At 71.6% G+C, this 13,787-nt stretch carries 17 protein-coding genes; 7 read left to right on the top strand and 10 right to left on the bottom strand.

The genetic code is table 11. The features are described 5' to 3' along the window. Window positions 1-10 precede the first annotated feature (10 nt). From BLW43_RS18025 to BLW43_RS18015, 3 genes are all read right to left on the bottom strand, one after another. Window positions 11-1,081, bottom strand: coding sequence for a hemin-degrading factor (locus BLW43_RS18025; RefSeq protein WP_093255591.1), 1,071 nt, complete (start codon window positions 1,079-1,081; stop codon window positions 11-13). A gap of 391 nt (window positions 1,082-1,472) precedes the next feature. Then, on the bottom strand, window positions 1,473-1,844 hold the full coding sequence (locus tag BLW43_RS18020; RefSeq protein WP_093255590.1) for a type II toxin-antitoxin system VapC family toxin: 372 nt from the start codon (window positions 1,842-1,844) through the stop codon (window positions 1,473-1,475). Then, the gene (locus tag BLW43_RS18015) at window positions 1,841-2,032 is read right to left on the bottom strand and encodes a type II toxin-antitoxin system VapB family antitoxin (RefSeq protein WP_093255653.1); all 192 of its coding nucleotides are present in this window, start codon (window positions 2,030-2,032) and stop codon (window positions 1,841-1,843) included. The genes BLW43_RS18020 and BLW43_RS18015 overlap by 4 nt, the downstream gene beginning before the upstream one ends. Before the next feature lie 184 nt (window positions 2,033-2,216). On the opposite strand from BLW43_RS18015, the gene BLW43_RS18010 reads away from it, so the two are divergent. The 4 genes from BLW43_RS18010 to BLW43_RS24760 are packed head-to-tail and all read left to right on the top strand — an operon-like array spanning window position 2,217 to window position 4,154. Further along, window positions 2,217-2,522 carry a CobW C-terminal domain-containing protein gene (locus tag BLW43_RS18010; RefSeq protein WP_281243568.1) on the top strand — a complete coding sequence of 102 codons (306 nt, stop codon included), beginning with the start codon at window positions 2,217-2,219 and terminating at the stop codon, window positions 2,520-2,522. Window positions 2,523-2,539: 17 nt separating this feature from the next. Beyond that, window positions 2,540-3,178 (top strand): DUF1007 family protein, encoded by a 639-nt coding sequence (locus tag BLW43_RS18005; protein ID WP_093255587.1) that lies wholly within the window; start codon window positions 2,540-2,542, stop codon window positions 3,176-3,178. Continuing rightward, window positions 3,169-4,029, top strand: a complete 861-nt coding sequence (locus BLW43_RS18000) for a nickel/cobalt transporter (RefSeq protein ID WP_093255585.1) — start codon at window positions 3,169-3,171, stop codon at window positions 4,027-4,029. The genes BLW43_RS18005 and BLW43_RS18000 overlap by 10 nt, the downstream gene beginning before the upstream one ends. 8 nt (window positions 4,030-4,037) lie before the next feature. Continuing rightward, entirely contained in the window at window positions 4,038-4,154 is a 117-nt protein-coding gene (locus BLW43_RS24760) for a DUF6525 family protein (RefSeq protein ID WP_425441193.1), read from the top strand. Window positions 4,155-4,719: 565 nt separating this feature from the next. Here BLW43_RS24760 and BLW43_RS17995 read toward each other — a convergent pair. Genes BLW43_RS17995 through aztA form a run of 3 tightly spaced genes read right to left on the bottom strand, consistent with a single transcriptional unit; the run spans window position 4,720 to window position 7,290 of the window. Beyond that, window positions 4,720-5,667 (bottom strand): metal ABC transporter solute-binding protein, Zn/Mn family, encoded by a 948-nt coding sequence (locus BLW43_RS17995; RefSeq protein WP_093255583.1) that lies wholly within the window; start codon window positions 5,665-5,667, stop codon window positions 4,720-4,722. A 13-nt stretch (window positions 5,668-5,680) separates the two neighbouring features. Further along, entirely contained in the window at window positions 5,681-6,547 is an 867-nt protein-coding gene (locus BLW43_RS17990; RefSeq protein ID WP_093255582.1) for a metal ABC transporter permease, read from the bottom strand. After that, a complete protein-coding gene (gene aztA / locus BLW43_RS17985; protein WP_245731119.1) occupies window positions 6,547-7,290 on the bottom strand; it encodes a zinc ABC transporter ATP-binding protein AztA in 744 nt (247 codons plus the stop codon). The genes BLW43_RS17990 and aztA overlap by 1 nt, the downstream gene beginning before the upstream one ends. A gap of 281 nt (window positions 7,291-7,571) precedes the next feature. On the opposite strand from aztA, the gene BLW43_RS17975 reads away from it, so the two are divergent. The 3 genes from BLW43_RS17975 to BLW43_RS17965 are packed head-to-tail and all read left to right on the top strand — an operon-like array spanning window position 7,572 to window position 10,398. Beyond that, window positions 7,572-8,351, top strand: coding sequence for an ABC transporter ATP-binding protein (locus BLW43_RS17975; protein WP_093255579.1), 780 nt, complete (start codon window positions 7,572-7,574; stop codon window positions 8,349-8,351). A gap of 12 nt (window positions 8,352-8,363) precedes the next feature. Beyond that, window positions 8,364-9,320: an ABC transporter substrate-binding protein gene (locus tag BLW43_RS17970; RefSeq protein ID WP_093255577.1), complete on the top strand. Its 957-nt coding sequence runs from the start codon at window positions 8,364-8,366 to the stop codon at window positions 9,318-9,320. Beyond that, window positions 9,310-10,398: a FecCD family ABC transporter permease gene (locus BLW43_RS17965; protein WP_093255576.1), complete on the top strand. Its 1,089-nt coding sequence runs from the start codon at window positions 9,310-9,312 to the stop codon at window positions 10,396-10,398. Before BLW43_RS17970 ends, BLW43_RS17965 begins: the two co-directional genes overlap by 11 nt. Before the next feature lie 303 nt (window positions 10,399-10,701). Here BLW43_RS17965 and BLW43_RS17960 read toward each other — a convergent pair whose 3' ends face one another. The 4 genes from BLW43_RS17960 to BLW43_RS17950 form a co-directional block, all read right to left on the bottom strand. Further along, window positions 10,702-12,252: a copper resistance CopC/CopD family protein gene (locus BLW43_RS17960; protein ID WP_093255574.1), complete on the bottom strand. Its 1,551-nt coding sequence runs from the start codon at window positions 12,250-12,252 to the stop codon at window positions 10,702-10,704. A gap of 54 nt (window positions 12,253-12,306) precedes the next feature. Further along, window positions 12,307-12,822, bottom strand: coding sequence for a YcnI family copper-binding membrane protein (locus tag BLW43_RS17955; protein WP_093255573.1), 516 nt, complete (start codon window positions 12,820-12,822; stop codon window positions 12,307-12,309). 82 nt (window positions 12,823-12,904) lie between these two features. Continuing rightward, window positions 12,905-13,261: a hypothetical protein gene (locus BLW43_RS23075; protein ID WP_139284134.1), complete on the bottom strand. Its 357-nt coding sequence runs from the start codon at window positions 13,259-13,261 to the stop codon at window positions 12,905-12,907. 131 nt (window positions 13,262-13,392) lie between these two features. Next, window positions 13,393-13,746 (bottom strand): hypothetical protein, encoded by a 354-nt coding sequence (locus tag BLW43_RS17950; RefSeq protein WP_093255571.1) that lies wholly within the window; start codon window positions 13,744-13,746, stop codon window positions 13,393-13,395. Window positions 13,747-13,787: the final 41 nt, after the last annotated feature.

The raw sequence follows: 13,787 nt of genomic DNA, 5'->3' as shown, positions 1-13,787 counted from the left end.
TGCGCGGCGCTCACGCCACGGTCTCCGGCAGCACCGACAGGGTGTTGGCGAGCGCGTCGAAGTCCGGCACGTGATCCACCTCGGGCTTGCGGTAGCCGAACACCTGCAGGATCAGATCGCCGTCCGCCGCGAAGGCCTCGACAGACAGGGCCGGCCCGCGGCGCGTCGGCTTCTCGACCAGCCAGACCTCGGCCACCCGATCCTCGCGCAGGTGCAGGTTGAAGCCGGGGTCCATGACGTTGAGCCATGGCCCCATCGGTTCGAGCGAGCGGATCGGGCCCGCGTGGATCTGGATGCAGCCGCGGTTGCCGACGAACACCATCGCCGGAAAGCCGCGCGCCGCGAGGCCCTCCAGCGTCGCCCGCACCGCGCCGGGCGCCAGACGCCGCGCGAACGGCTCGCCGGCCATGCGATAGGCGCCGAGTCGGTTCATCTTGAGTTTCGAGACCATGCGCAGGAACTGGTGGCTGTCCGACATCCGAGCCCATTCGCGGCGCAGCGTGTCCGCCTTGGCCGCGTCACCCTGCGCGGCCTCAGTGGGCGCGCGCGGCGCGAAGGCGGGCGCGGGCGCGTCGGGTCGGCCGAGCGCGAGCCGCAGCGCCTCCCAGCCGGCGAGGTCCGAGCCCTCGCGCAGAAAAACCTTGTGGACCGCGTCGCCGGCCGCGTCGAAAGCCTGCACGCTGCGCATGACGCCGCCCGGCGTCTCGCGCTCGACAGAGTAGGCGTGCGCCCAGTGGCGCGGGAAGATGCGCAGGTCGACGCCCGGCGACAGCACCATGGCGGCGTGCTCGCCGGGGGTCCAGTCGTCGTAGCGGCCGACCGTCTCGATCACGCAGTGCGCGTTGCGCGTGAGCGCCATCACCTCAGCCAGCCCGCCGATCATCGGGATCAGCGCGTCGGGCCTCGGGTCGAGCGGCAGGGCGCGCATCCCGTCACCGGCCCCGACATGGGCCGCAACCAGCGCCGCCTCCGGCGCGTCCAGACGCTCGGCGAGGTCGCGGTCGCGCGCCTTGGGGTCGTCGCGCCGCGCTGCGCGCAGCGCCGCCGGATCGGGCGCCGAGCCCGCTGCGTGGTCCGTCATGCCGCTCTCCATGCCGCTTGCGCCGTTCAAAGCGTGGCGCGTGCCGGATGTTATCCTGACGATACCACTCGGAAATAGATCGTGGCGAGATTTTTTCATCAACTGAGCGCGTTCCAACACGCTCCCGCGCGTTCAGCCCACGGGGGTCGCCAGCTTCGCAGCGACAGGTCTCGCTGCCGTGGCGCCCTCAACTCGCAGTCGAACCGAAACGAGGGCGACTCACGCCGCTGCGCCCGGGCCGAAAATGGCCATAGCGCTCTCACAGCGGTCGTGGCGTCCGGCCCGGCCGTCGCCCTGGAGCTTCCTCCCGGTTCCGGCCGGTCGCGGGGCGGAGGGCCGGGAGCGGTATGCCGCCGTTCAATTCGCGTCGCATGGTGCTGATCGGGGCCCTTCAGCTCTCGGGGTTGAAAGAGAGGGCCATCTCCCCCGCGACGGCGGCGAGGCGCCTGTCCCTGGTCCAGAGGCGACAATCAGGGACCAGGAGGCAGGCTGCGAGAAGGCCGACGTCGACAAGACCTACGCCACGGCTGAAAAGCATTCGCTGCTCGATCAGGTGGCGCAGTTCCTCGACGGTGGCGGTCGGGGCCTGCGGCAGCCCTTCGAGGAGGGACAGCACCGTCTCGCGGTCTCTGAGCGAGCCGAGCGCAATCTCGGCGATGACCCAGGGATGGGCGAGAACCCGCCCTTCATCGAGAAGCGCGGCGAGCGCCGGATCGCCTGCGCGCAGGTGATCGACCCAGACCGACGTGTCGGTCAGGATCATGCCGGACGACGTCGCGGGGCTTCCTGCAGGTCTGGCTCCATGCCGCCGAGCCGCGCGAGCCGTCGCGCCGCCTCCCGCTCGATCAGCGCCTTCAGCGCTTCTCGCAGCAATGCACCGCGTTCCTTGACGCCGGACAGATCCTGAGCCCGGGCGAGCAGCGTGTCGTCAAGCGTGACCGTGGTTCGCATCATCCCTCCTGACATCAGAAAATGCACCTAATGATGCACAGAACTGCACCATCCGACAACCTCCATGGTGATGAGGTGGCGCAGATGGTCGCCGTCTCGCGGCATGAAGCCTTCGGGAGTGGGCAATCTCGCAGAATCTCATTGATTACGGCACCGTGACAGCAGTGATGATCGTGGATTCTGCATCACGCTTGAGGCTCTGGTTCCGACGATGGCGTTGACCACGGCTCTGGAGCTTCCAATCGCCAACCAGAGCTCCGAGCTGCTGCGGCTGAACGACGTCGGATGTTCGGCCGCGAAGCAGGAGCCGTCGGTCATGATCCCCGGAGCGCAGCATGTCTTTCATGACCCCGGCGTGCTGAACGCATGGCCGAACGACGACCGCCGCACCCATCTCGTGTTCATCACCCAGGGCGTCGGTCACGCGCTGGTGAACGCATATCTGCGGGCACGGTGCGATATCGCGGACGTCAGGCACGCGCTATCATGAAGATAGGACTTCTCTGAATGAAGCTGACGAGAATCGCTCTGGCCGCCATTCTATGTCTGGCGCCCGTCGCAGGCGCGGCGCACCCTCATGTCTTCATCGAAGTGGGGGCGACCTTCGTTTTCGATGACGAGAACCGGCTCGCCGCGGTGCGTATCGAGCATCGCTACGACGCGCTGGTTTCACTTTTTGTCCTGAATGAGTTCGGGATCGACCCGTTCTCGCCCTTGTCCGACGACAGCGTCGCCCGGTTGGTCGAGGATCAGGCGGCGATGCTCAAGGCCGATAACGGGTTCGCGGCGCTGGCGGTTGAAAGGCGGGACACACCGCTCCATGGCCCAGACGCGGTCACCGTGTCGCTGCGGGAAGACCGTCTTCAGGTGGCCTTTGCTCTGAGACTTGCGGCGCCCGTCGCGCTCGAGGATCAGGAGGCGACGCTCGCGGTGTTCGATCCGGTCTACTTCATCGCTTTCGAGATGGACGGTGCGGTGATGACCGAGGGCGGAACCGGATGCGCGGCGGAAGCGGTCGAGTGGGCGCCGACGGACGTTCTGGCGGCGCTTGAGAGCAGCCTCTTCAGCCTCGCCGCCGACGAGGTTCCAGACGATCCGACGGTCGGGCGTCTGTTCGCCGCGAAGGCGAGGGCGACATGTCGGTGAGGGTGCGCGCGGGCCATGGCCTCGGCGCAGCCCTGCTGGCCCTCGCCGCTCTCTGGGGCATCGGCGCGCTGGGCTGGGCGACGGCGATGGCGGTCGAGGCGCAGCGCGAGCTGCAGAACGCGCTGGCCGTCGCGGCCCGGGGACTGGCGCGGGGCGACGCGGCGGCGGTCTGGTCGCTGGTCGGCCTGTCAGCGCTCTACGGCGTCGCGCACGCAGCCGGACCGGGGCACGGCAAGGCCCTGCTCGGCGCCGCCGCCGTCGCCGGGGTCGAACGTCCACTCGGGCTGGCAGGGCTGGCGGTCTCTGCGGCGCTGGTGCAGGGGCTGGCGGCGGTCGCCATCGTCTATGGCGGGCTTGCGCTGCTGTCGCTGTCGCCGATGGCGGCCATGGGGGCCGACGGACGGATCTTCGCCCCGATCGGCTACGCTGCCGCCGGGGCGTTCGGTCTGCTGTTCGCATGGCGCGGCGCGCAGGCCCTTTCGCGCGGCAAAGCCGCCTGCTGCGGCCATGGCGCGCACGGCGACGGGCATGACCATGGGCGCGTCCACCCGCATCGCTGGCGCGAGCGCGTGGCATTGGTGGTCGCTGTCGGCGCGCGCCCCTGCGCCGGCGCGATGATCGTGCTGGCGATCGCGTGGATGGCGGACGCGCCCTGGGCCGGGGTCGCCGCGACCGGCCCCATGGCGCTCGGCGTCGCGGTGGTGACGGCGGCCGTCGCGTTGGGCGGCGTCGCCCTGCGTGGGGCGTCGCTCGTCGCCGCGGGCGGCGCGCAGACGGCGCGGATCGCCGGCGGTCTTCAGATCGCCGCCGGTGGCATGCTGTTCGCGTTCGCCGCGGTCGGCCTCGCCTGAGCGGCGCGATGTGGCGCAACTTCGCCACGACCCTGCACCAGCAACGCATCCGAAACCTTATGCGCGCTTGTGACCGCGCGCCGGAACCGTTGCGGCGATGGATGGCGGATGCCGCACTGCCGTAGTCGGTCGAGGCGGCGTTGTGGGTCTATCGGCGGGAGCGGCGCCGATCGCAGCGATCAGTCTGCTGGATGCGTGGGTGCATGCGCTGGCTGCGCGCGACGCGGCGCAGGTCTTGGGGCTGGCGCATCCCGGAGCGGCCCCGCACAAGACTTGAGACCAGACGACTTACAGCAAGCCACTATCGTCGCCGTGGCCGTCATGTGGATGAGACAGGCGATCATCGAACAGATAGCAGATATGGTCGCCGTCCGGCGCCATTTTACTGCCCGCAGCCCGTTCCGTGGTCATGGTGTCGTGGCCGAAGGCGTCTGTGGATCGTCGCTGGGTCTAGATGCCGATCGGCGTCGTAAGCCATTGATACATTCGTGGCGAAGGGGGTCGCACTACGGCGCTTGTTCAAAGTTAGCGCCGCTGCGCGCGTTGCTGGCCGACGTTGCGCACAGGTTCAAACGTGATAGCGGCGCCGCATCGAAGCTTCTCGACAGAACGGTCTTGATCCGGCGCCTTACGCACAAAGGCCCGTCCAAGTGTCGGCAGCGGAGACGCAGCGCCTCGCCGAGCTCCGCGTCAGCCCGACAGGGCCTCCGTGAGCATCCTCAGATTGTGCCGCATCATGTCGAGGTAGGTGGGCGCCGGCCCGTCCGGCCCGGACAGCGCGTCGGAGTAGAGCGCGCCGCCGATACGGGCGTCGGTCTCGCGCTCGATCTGCTGGAGGAGCCGCGGATCGGCGATGGTCTCGACGAAGATCGCGGGGATCGCGCGCTCGCGGATCTGTGTGATCAGGGCGGCCACGTCCTGCGCGGAGGCCTCGGCCTCGGTGCTGACCCCCTGCGGCGCGAGAAACTCCAGTCCGGTGTCGCGGGCGAAGTAGCCGAAGGCGTCATGCGAGGTCACGACGACCCGGCGCTCGGGGGGCAGGGCGGCGACAGCGGCGGCGATCTCCGCTTCGAGCGCGGCGAGTTCCTTGAGATAGGCGTCGCGCGACGCCGCATAGGCGTCGGCGCTGGCGGGGTCAGCGGCGATCAGCGCGTCGGCGATGTTCGCCACATAGACGCGGGCGGCCGGGACGCTCTGCCAGGCGTGCGGATCGACATCGCCGTGATCATGACCATGATCATGATCATGATCATGGTCGTGGGCATGGCCCTCGCCATGCGCCTCGTCGTGATCGTCTGCGGTTTCGAGAACGTCGATCCCTTCGCTGGCGACAGTGACTGGTCCAGTGAACGCCGAGGCCTCGATCAGACGCTCGATCCAGCCCTCGAAGCCGAGGCCGTTGACGATGACGAGGTCCGCCGCCGCGACGGCGCGGGCGGCCGCCGGGGTCGGCTGATAGACATGGGCGTCGCCGTCGGGGCCGACCAGCGTGGTCAGCGCGATGCGGTCCCCGCCGACCTGGGCGACCATATCGCCGAGGATGCTGAAGCTGGCCACCACCTTCAGGCGTTCCGCGGCGAGGGCCGAAAGGGGCAGGAGCGCGAGGGCGCTCGACAGGAGCAGGCGACGGGTGAGCATGGGGTTTCTCCGTTCAGGCTTCGAGATGGGTGCGGCGCGCCAGCCGGGGCAGCACGCCCCCGACGGGACCGCAGAAGAGCGACAGGACGACCGCCCCGCCGGCGACCAGGATGATCGACGGGCCCGAGGGCGAGCCGAGGTGGAACGACAGGAGCAGCCCGGCCGCGCCGGACCCCGCCGCGATGACGGCGGCGACGGCGATCAGTCCGCCGACGCCCTGCGCCCAGAAGCGCGCGGCGACCGCCGGGAGGATCATGATCCCGACGGCCATCAATGTGCCGAGCGCGTGGAACCCGCCGACGAGATTGAGCACGGCGAGCGCGAGGAACAGGAAGTGGACCGCGGCGCTCGGGCCGCCGACGGACCGCAGGAAGCCCGGATCGACGCATTCCAGCACCAGCGGCCGGAAGAACGCCGCCAGCGCGAACAGGGTGATGGTGGCGATGGCGCAGAGCAGGGTGAGCGCGGCGTCGTCAAGCGCGAGCACCGTTCCGAACAGCACGTGCATGAGGTCCACCGCGCCGCCGCGCATCGACACGATGAGCACCCCGAGCGCGAGCGAGATCAGGTAGAAGGCCGCCAGCGTCGCGTCCTCGCGCAGCGCCGTCGCGCGCGAGGCGACGCCGGAGAGCAGCGCGACGGCCAGCCCCGCGGCGAGGCCCCCGATCGTCATGGCCGTCAGCGACAGGCCGGCCGCGAGGTAGCCGAGCGCGGCGCCGGGCAGGATCGCGTGCGCCATGGCGTCGCCGGTCAGGCTCATGCGCCGCAGCATCAGGAAAACGCCGACCGGCGTGGCGCCCAGCGATATCGCAAGGCAGCCGACCAGCGCGCGGCGCATGAAGCCGAACTCGACGAAGGGCGCGACCAGCAGGTCCCACATCAGGCGGGGCCCCTCTCGCAGACGGGCGCGAAGGGATCCGGCGCCTCAACCATCGCCCGGGCGCGCAGCAGGTTCGCCGCCGACAGCGCCTCGGCCGTCGGGCCGTGGGCGATCAGCTCCCGCGCCAGAAGCAGCGTCTGTGGGAAATGCGCGCGCACCATCTCCAGATCGTGCAGCACGGCGATCACCGTGCGGCCCTCGCCGCGCCAGCGGGCGACCAGCGCCATCAGGTCGGCGGTCGTGCGCGCGTCGATGGCGACGAAGGGCTCGTCCAGCAGGATCAATTCCGCATCCTGCAGCAGCAGCCGTGCGAACAGCGTGCGTTGCATCTGGCCGCCAGAGAGGGCGCCGATGGGGCGGTCGGCGAACCCGGCCATGCCGACCGCCTCCAGCGCCGCCGTCAGACGCGCGCGGTCGCCGCGGCCCAGCCCGCCGAACATGCCGATGCGCGACCACAGCCCCATCGCGGCGAACGCCCCGACCGAGAGCGGAAAGCTGCGGTCCACATCGGCGGCCTGCGGGAGCCAGGCCACGCGCGGGCGCGCCGCTTCAAACAGCACGGCGCCCGCGAGCGGAGCCAGCGCGCCAGCCACCGCCTTCAACAACGTCGACTTGCCTGCCCCGTTCGGACCCACGATGGCCGTCATCGACCCCGCGGCGATGCTTGCGCACAGGTGATGAACCGCCGGATGCCGGTCGTAGCCGAGCGTCAGATCCTGAAACTGCAACGCGGCGCGCGTCACGCGACGGCCCAGCGAAAGCAAAGCCAGAGCAAGGCCGACAGGACGGCGGCGACGGCGAGCCGCGGCCAGACCGAGGCGAGCAGCAGGCTCTCCGCTTTGGTGGACGCGATCCCGCGACCGCTGGCGGATCGTCTGGTCGCCTCCCCTGACTGCGTCCTTGTTGTCGCCACCGGCATCCGTCGCCTCCCTCGGATCGTGTCTTGTAGTGTTATATGATAACATTGTAGAACTGCAACCATGACGCTTGACCTCGCACCGCCGCTCCGTCTCCGGGTCCCGACATGATCGCGCTTGCGCTCGACGCGGTCGGCGTGCGCGCCCGCGACGGCACGCGGCTGATCAACGGCGTGAGCCTCGCAGCGACCCCCGGAGAAACCCTCGGCCTCGTCGGGCCGAACGGCGCTGGCAAGTCGTCGCTTCTGCGCCTGTTCTACGGCGTGCATCGACCCACGGCCGGGCGCGTTCTGATCGACGGCAGGGACGCGCGAACGCTGTCCGCCACGCACCGGGCGCGGCTGGTGGCGGCCGTGCCGCAGGAAACCCCGGCGCCGTTCAACCTGACGGTCCGCGAGGTCGTGGAGGCCGGCCGGACGCCGCATGCGCGCGGCCTTCTGGGCGGCGACGCCGGCGGACGCGCCGCGGTGGACGCGGCGCTGATCCGCATGAGCCTGACCGCCGTCGCCGGCCGCGCCTTCGCGGCGCTCTCGGGCGGCGAGCGCAAGCGCGCGCTGATTGCGCGGGCGCTGTCGCAGGAGGCGCGTGCGCTGGTGCTGGACGAGCCGGTCAACCATCTCGACATCCGCCAGCAGCTGGCGCTGATGGCGCTGATCCGCGATCTCGCCGTCACCACCATCGTCGCGCTGCACGATCTGGAGCTGGCGGCGCGCTACTGCGACCGGATCGCGGTGCTGGCCCACGGCCGCCTCGTCGCCTGCGGACCGCCCGAGACGGTGCTGACGCAGGCCCGCATCGCCGAGGTCTTCGGCGTCGGCGCCGAGATCCGCGCCGCCCCGCCCTGCGGCCGGTTGCGCATCGCCTTCGACCCCCTCACCGCAGCCTGACGGAGACCTTCCATGCGACCCCAGTCGCGCGTTCTCTCGCGCCCCCTCGCCGCCGCGCTCTGCCTTCTGGCGGGCGCGGCCCTCTCGCATCCCGTGACGGTCGAGAGCTGCGGCCGCAGCCTGACCTTCGACGCCGTCCCCGAACGCGCGGTGGTCCATGACATCAACATGGCCGAGATCATGTTCGCGCTGGCGCTGCAGCCCCGCATCGTCGGCGTCACCGGGATCACCGGCTGGTACAAGACGACGCCGGAGTTCGACGCCGCGCGCGGCGACATCCCCGAGCTCGCCGACAAGAACCCCAGCCTCGAGAACATCCTGTCGGCCGATCCCGACTTCCTGTTCGCCGGCTGGTATTACGGCATGCAGCCGGGCGGGGAGGTCACGCCCGACACGCTCGCGCCCTTCGACATCGCCGTCTACGAGCTGAGCGAAAGCTGCATCCACCTTGACAAGACGCGCCCCGACGTCTCGATGGAGACGCTCTACGGCGACGTGCGCGCGATCGCGGCGATCTTCGGCGTTCCCGACCGCGCCGAGGCGCTGATCGCAGGCTGGGAGGCGCGCATCGCCGCAGCGCGGCGAGAAGCGGCCGAGCCGCTGCGGGTGTTTCTCTATGACAGCGGCGACGACCAGCCCTTCACCGCCGGGCGCTACGCCATGCCGACGGCGCTGATCGAGGCCGCCGGCGGGCGCAACGTGATGGACGACGTCGCCATGAGCTGGGGCCGCGTCGGCTGGGAGGCCGTGGGCGAGCGCGACCCCGAGTTCATCATCGTGCTCGACTACGGCGAGGACGGCGGCGCGGGACTGATCGCGTTCCTGCAGGCGCACCCGGTGATGTCCACCGTGACGGCGGTGCGCGAGGGGCGCTTCCTGGCCCTGAAATACAGCGAGATCACGCCCGGCCCGGCCAACATCGGCGCCGTCGAGAAGCTCGCCGCGGCGCTGGCGGCCCATGGCGGCTGACGCCGTCGCGCCGGCCGGACCGCCAGCCGCCGAAGCGCCGGCGGGCCGGGCGCCGGGCGCGCGCGCCGGTCTTGGCGCGCCGCTCGCTCTGCTGGCCGCCGCGCTCGCGGGGGCCATGCTGGCGGGGGTCGCGGCGGGGGCGACGCCGATCGACCCGTGGGACGTGTGGCGCATCCTTGCAAACCGGGCCTGGCCCGATCTCTACGCGCCGGACTGGCCGCTCGCGCGCGAACGCATCGTGTGGGAGCTGCGCGCGCCCCGCGCCGTTCTCGGCGCGCTCGCGGGCGCCGGGCTCGCCATGGCCGGAACCGCGCTGCAGGCGACGACCCGCAACGCGCTGGCGGACCCGTTCCTGCTCGGCGTCTCGGCCGGCGCCGCGCTCGGGGCGGTGGCGGTCATCACGCAGACCGGAGACGTCCTCGGCGTCCACACCCTGCCGCTGGCGGCGTTCGCGGGCGGGCTCGGGTCGCTGGCGCTGCTGGTCGGCGCGCTCGGCCGCGACGGAGCGGGCGCGCCCGAGCGGGTCGTGCTGGCGGGGGTCGCGGTCTCGTTCATTCTGATGGCGGCGACGAACCTGCTGATCTTCCTCGGCGACCAGCGCGCAGCGCATGCGGTGGTGTTCTGGATGCTCGGCGGCCTCGGCCGGGCGAGTTGGCCGGTTCTGTGGGTTCCCGGGCTCGGCGTCGCCGTTGGCGGGCTGTGGCTGATGGCGCGGGCGCGGACCCTGAACGCGCTGAGCATGGGCGACGAGACCGCCGCCGCGCTGGGCGTGCCCGTTGCGCGCACGCGCATCGAGATCCTGGTGGTCAGCGCGCTGATCACGAGCCTGCTCGTGGCGCTGACCGGCGCCATCGGGTTCATCGGCCTTGTCGTGCCGCATCTGGCGCGCGCCTTCGTCGGCGGCGACAACCGGCGCGTCCTGCCGGTCGCAGCGCTCGGCGGGGCGATCCTGATGGTGGCGGTGGACGTCGGCGCGCGCCTCGTGGTCGCGCCGCAGGAGGCGCCGGTCGGCGTGCTGACCGGCGCGATCGGCGGCGCATGGTTCCTCTGGCTGACCGCGCGCGGCGCGGCGCGGTGATCGGACCGCCCGGAGCGGCCCAGGGTCGTCGCAGGGGGCGCCGTGCAGCGGCGCGTCAAGGTGGATTGCATCGTCCAACGGCCTCAGCGCCCCGGCGCCCGCTGCGTCTCAAGGCCGGGACATCGAGCAGGCCGCTCCGCGGCTTCGGCGAGCGCGTCGCGATCGACGATTCGGAGACGAGCGAAGGGTCGGAGGCGGCCGCAGACCTTCCCATCGCGGCGTGGATGTCATTGCATTATGAACCAGCAGGACAAGCGCGTTCGAGACGTCGCCGGCGTTGACCGGGACGGCCGCGCGACGGGCTCAGGGCGCCACGAAGAAGTCGCCGCCGAGGCGCTCGCGATCGAAATCGCTGACCAGCACGTCGACGATGACGCTCCAGGCCCCGGGCAACGGCAGCACGGCCTCGGCGCGCCACACGCCGTCATCGCCTCTGACGGCCTCGACGCGCACGGCTTCAAGCGCGCCGTCCTGCGGCGCGAACCCGACGGTCACCGAAAGCGGCGTCAGCGGCGCGAAGTCGGCGTCGAGCACGGTCGCAACGACCGTGTTGAGGCCGACCCTCGCGGGCGACACCGCGAGATCGGCCATGGCGAGGCGCCCATGGAGATGGATGGCGACGGGCGCCGGCCCGGCTTCCAGCGCCCGCGGCGGCGGCGTCAGACGGAAGGCGGCCGCGCAGCAGAGAACGGCGAGCCCCAGACCGATCTCGACCAGGATGCTGCGCCGCAGCCGCATCGGCGCTGCGGCGCCCCCCGTCAGTCGCGGCGCCAGCACGAAGCGGTTCAGCGCGGCGAGGCCCAGCATGCCGGCGACCAGCGCCAGCTTCAGCGCCAGCAGCTGACCGTAGCCGGTGGAAAGCAGGTCTGCGGGCGCGCGCAGCTGCGTCCAGACCAGCGCGGCGCCGGAGAGCGCGAGCAGCGCCAGCATCGGGGCCGCGACGGCGGCGAAGCGGCGCACAACCGGCGCCGCGCCCGAGCGGTCGCGCGCCAGCGCGGCCGCCAGCGGCGTCAGCGCGCCCAGCCAGACCAGCAACGCCGCGGCGTGGGTTGCGACCAGCGCGCCGGTCAACCATCGCGGCGAAACGCTCGCGGCATGACCCGACGCTGCGAAGCCAAGCGCGCCAAGGCCAAGCGCCGCGAGGCCGAGCGTCGCGCGCGGCCTGACCAGCGCGACGGCCGCCAGCGCGGCGGCCAGCGTCCAGAGCAGCGCCGACAGGCTCGCCGGCGCCTGCGCCGCCTCGGCCCAGACGGCGGCGTCAGCCAGTCGGGAAGGCGGCGCGCCGAGCCGGTCCAGCCCCTCCGCGCCCGTCAGCGCCATCGCGGCCGGCGCAACGGCGATGGCGCCGGCCGTCGCGAGCCGCCGCACTGAGCGGGCCGGCGGGGCGACCAGCGCGGCGAAGGCGGCGGCGCCGATCCCGAGCGCCAGTCCCGCGAACAGGATGATCCGCGCAAACGCCGCGAGGCGCGCGCCCGCCGTCTCCGCGGCGGTCGCATCGGCTGTCGCGCTAGGCGCGCCGACCGAGAAGAGGTGCGTTCCGCCGACCGGGTGGCCGTCGGCCGAGGTCACGCGCCAGCTCAGCAGATGCGTGCCGCGCGCGGCGTCGGGCGGCGGAATGACCCGCACCGTGTCGCCCTGCACCGCGACGGCCGGCTCGCTGAGGCGTCCGTCCGGCGAGACCCAGCGGAACGTCAGCGCCGCGACCGGCTCGTTGAACTGCAGGCGAACCTCCGCTGGGGCCGCCGCGAGCACGGCGCCGGCGACCGGCGTCGCCGCGCGCAGTTGCGCATGCGCCAGCGCTGCCGGGGCGAGCCCCAGCAGCAGAGCGACCAGACTCAGAACCCGCAGGATCATCACACCTACCGATCTGTGCGCCGCCGCCGGCCTATCCCGGCGGCGGCGGGGCGGTCACTGGGCGCTGGCGGGCAGGATCGTGACGCCGGGCGCCGGGTAGGCGAGGTCGTCCGCGTTCTGGCCGGCGGCGGGGATCTCGATCCAGCGTTCGGCCTTGGTGGCGCACTCCTGCACGGTGGGGATATAGAGAACCTCGCCCACCGGCAGCGCGTCGGTCAGACGCCCGCGGAACACGAACTCGTCGTAGTGCTCGTCGAGCAGCTCGCCGGTCCATACGATCTCGACCACCCCCTCGGTCACGGTCGAGCCCCAGAGCGTATAGGGCTGCGCGTAGGGCCCCTTCACCGTGTCAAGCGTCCAGCCCGCCTTCGGCTGGGGCTTGACGGCGATCACGCCCTCGGGAATGCGCACACGCACCTTCAGCGTCGCCTCGCCCTCGCAGCCGTGCGGCACGCGCAGGACGGCCTTGTAGGTCGAATTCACTGGAGCCTCGGAAACCTCGAACGTCGCGTGGGCGTGCGCGACGCCGGCCAGCGCGCAGAGCGCCGCGGCGGACAGAATTGTTCTCATGATGCTCTCCATTGTCGGACGGCGCGGCGCGCGCGGCGCCTCGCGGCCTGTCCCTGACTGTTCCGGTAGGTTCGATAGCGCGTCAGGCTATGGGCGGCGGGCCCCGAGGGCGTGCGGCCGCAAGGACGCGTCCCGGCGGTAGGGCTCCGCGGCTGCGACGGGTCTGCTCGCGCGCTCGACGGGGTTGATCGCAGCGCCATACCGCTGGCGACGCGGTGATGGATTTGCCGAGTTGACAGGCGAGGCAGGGCGGGTCGGCGGCCGCGGAGCCGTCGTGCGGCTGATCGGCGGCGCCGCAGATATCGGCGAGCCCGCCGTCAGGCGCCAGGATCGGCGTCGAGGCGCGGTGCGCGCCATGCGCCCAGCCAGACAGCGGCAGCGCCGCGCCCAGCAGCGCGACGATCAACCAACCGAACAGTCGTCTGCGCATGGCGTCCATTCGCCATGGCTCCTTCGGTCTCCGCCAGACGACAATCAGTCACGTCGTCGCGGCGGCTGACGTTGGCGTCCAGGCGGGCGCACCCGTCTGGACGCCCGGATCCTCGGTGCGCCGAAAGCGCGGGTGCCAGGTCAGACCGTTTCGAGCGGCCCGTGGTCGTCGCAGTGGTCGCCGTGCGGGTGATGCAGGTGGCCATTCACGAGATAACAGATGTGGTCGCCGTGCGGCACGGCGGGGTGCCCGCAGTCGGGGCCGTGGACATGGTCGGCCGCGTGGCCGCCGCAGGCGTGGGCGGGCGTGCAGGCGTCGGGGTTGGTCGCGCTGACGGCCAGCACATGCTCGTCGACATGGTCGCCGTGGGGGTGATGCATGTGCCCGTCGTGGAGGTAGCAGACGTGGCCGTCATGCTTCACGGCGACGTGGCCGCAACTGGGTCCGTGGACGTGGTCGTGATTGGCGTGATGGGGAAGGTTGCAGGCGGTCATGGTCGGTTTCCTTCTTCGGAAGCGTGGTGAGATTCGGGTTC

Source organism: Rubrimonas cliftonensis, assembly GCF_900107585.1.
Classification (GTDB): domain Bacteria; phylum Pseudomonadota; class Alphaproteobacteria; order Rhodobacterales; family Rhodobacteraceae; genus Rubrimonas; species Rubrimonas cliftonensis.
This window is presented reverse-complemented; position numbering and strand designations above follow the sequence as displayed.

Coding starts and splice junctions, on each gene's coding strand:
- BLW43_RS17990 (WP_093255582.1), bottom strand. CDS start 6,547: ATGTGGGACCTGCTGGTCGCGCCCTTCGTCGAGTTCGGCTTCATGCGC.
- BLW43_RS17970 (WP_093255577.1), top strand. CDS start 8,364: ATGCGACCCCAGTCGCGCGTTCTCTCGCGCCCCCTCGCCGCCGCGCTC.
- BLW43_RS17965 (WP_093255576.1), top strand. CDS start 9,310: ATGGCGGCTGACGCCGTCGCGCCGGCCGGACCGCCAGCCGCCGAAGCG.
- BLW43_RS24760 (WP_425441193.1), top strand. CDS start 4,038: ATGTGGCGCAACTTCGCCACGACCCTGCACCAGCAACGCATCCGAAAC.
- BLW43_RS17960 (WP_093255574.1), bottom strand. CDS start 12,252: ATGATCCTGCGGGTTCTGAGTCTGGTCGCTCTGCTGCTGGGGCTCGCC.
- BLW43_RS17975 (WP_093255579.1), top strand. CDS start 7,572: ATGATCGCGCTTGCGCTCGACGCGGTCGGCGTGCGCGCCCGCGACGGC.
- BLW43_RS18015 (WP_093255653.1), bottom strand. CDS start 2,032: ATGCGAACCACGGTCACGCTTGACGACACGCTGCTCGCCCGGGCTCAG.
- BLW43_RS18025 (WP_093255591.1), bottom strand. CDS start 1,081: ATGACGGACCACGCAGCGGGCTCGGCGCCCGATCCGGCGGCGCTGCGC.
- BLW43_RS23075 (WP_139284134.1), bottom strand. CDS start 13,261: ATGGACGCCATGCGCAGACGACTGTTCGGTTGGTTGATCGTCGCGCTG.
- BLW43_RS18000 (WP_093255585.1), top strand. CDS start 3,169: ATGTCGGTGAGGGTGCGCGCGGGCCATGGCCTCGGCGCAGCCCTGCTG.
- BLW43_RS17955 (WP_093255573.1), bottom strand. CDS start 12,822: ATGAGAACAATTCTGTCCGCCGCGGCGCTCTGCGCGCTGGCCGGCGTC.
- BLW43_RS18020 (WP_093255590.1), bottom strand. CDS start 1,844: ATGATCCTGACCGACACGTCGGTCTGGGTCGATCACCTGCGCGCAGGC.
- BLW43_RS18005 (WP_093255587.1), top strand. CDS start 2,540: ATGAAGCTGACGAGAATCGCTCTGGCCGCCATTCTATGTCTGGCGCCC.
- BLW43_RS17995 (WP_093255583.1), bottom strand. CDS start 5,667: ATGCTCACCCGTCGCCTGCTCCTGTCGAGCGCCCTCGCGCTCCTGCCC.
- BLW43_RS17950 (WP_093255571.1), bottom strand. CDS start 13,746: ATGACCGCCTGCAACCTTCCCCATCACGCCAATCACGACCACGTCCAC.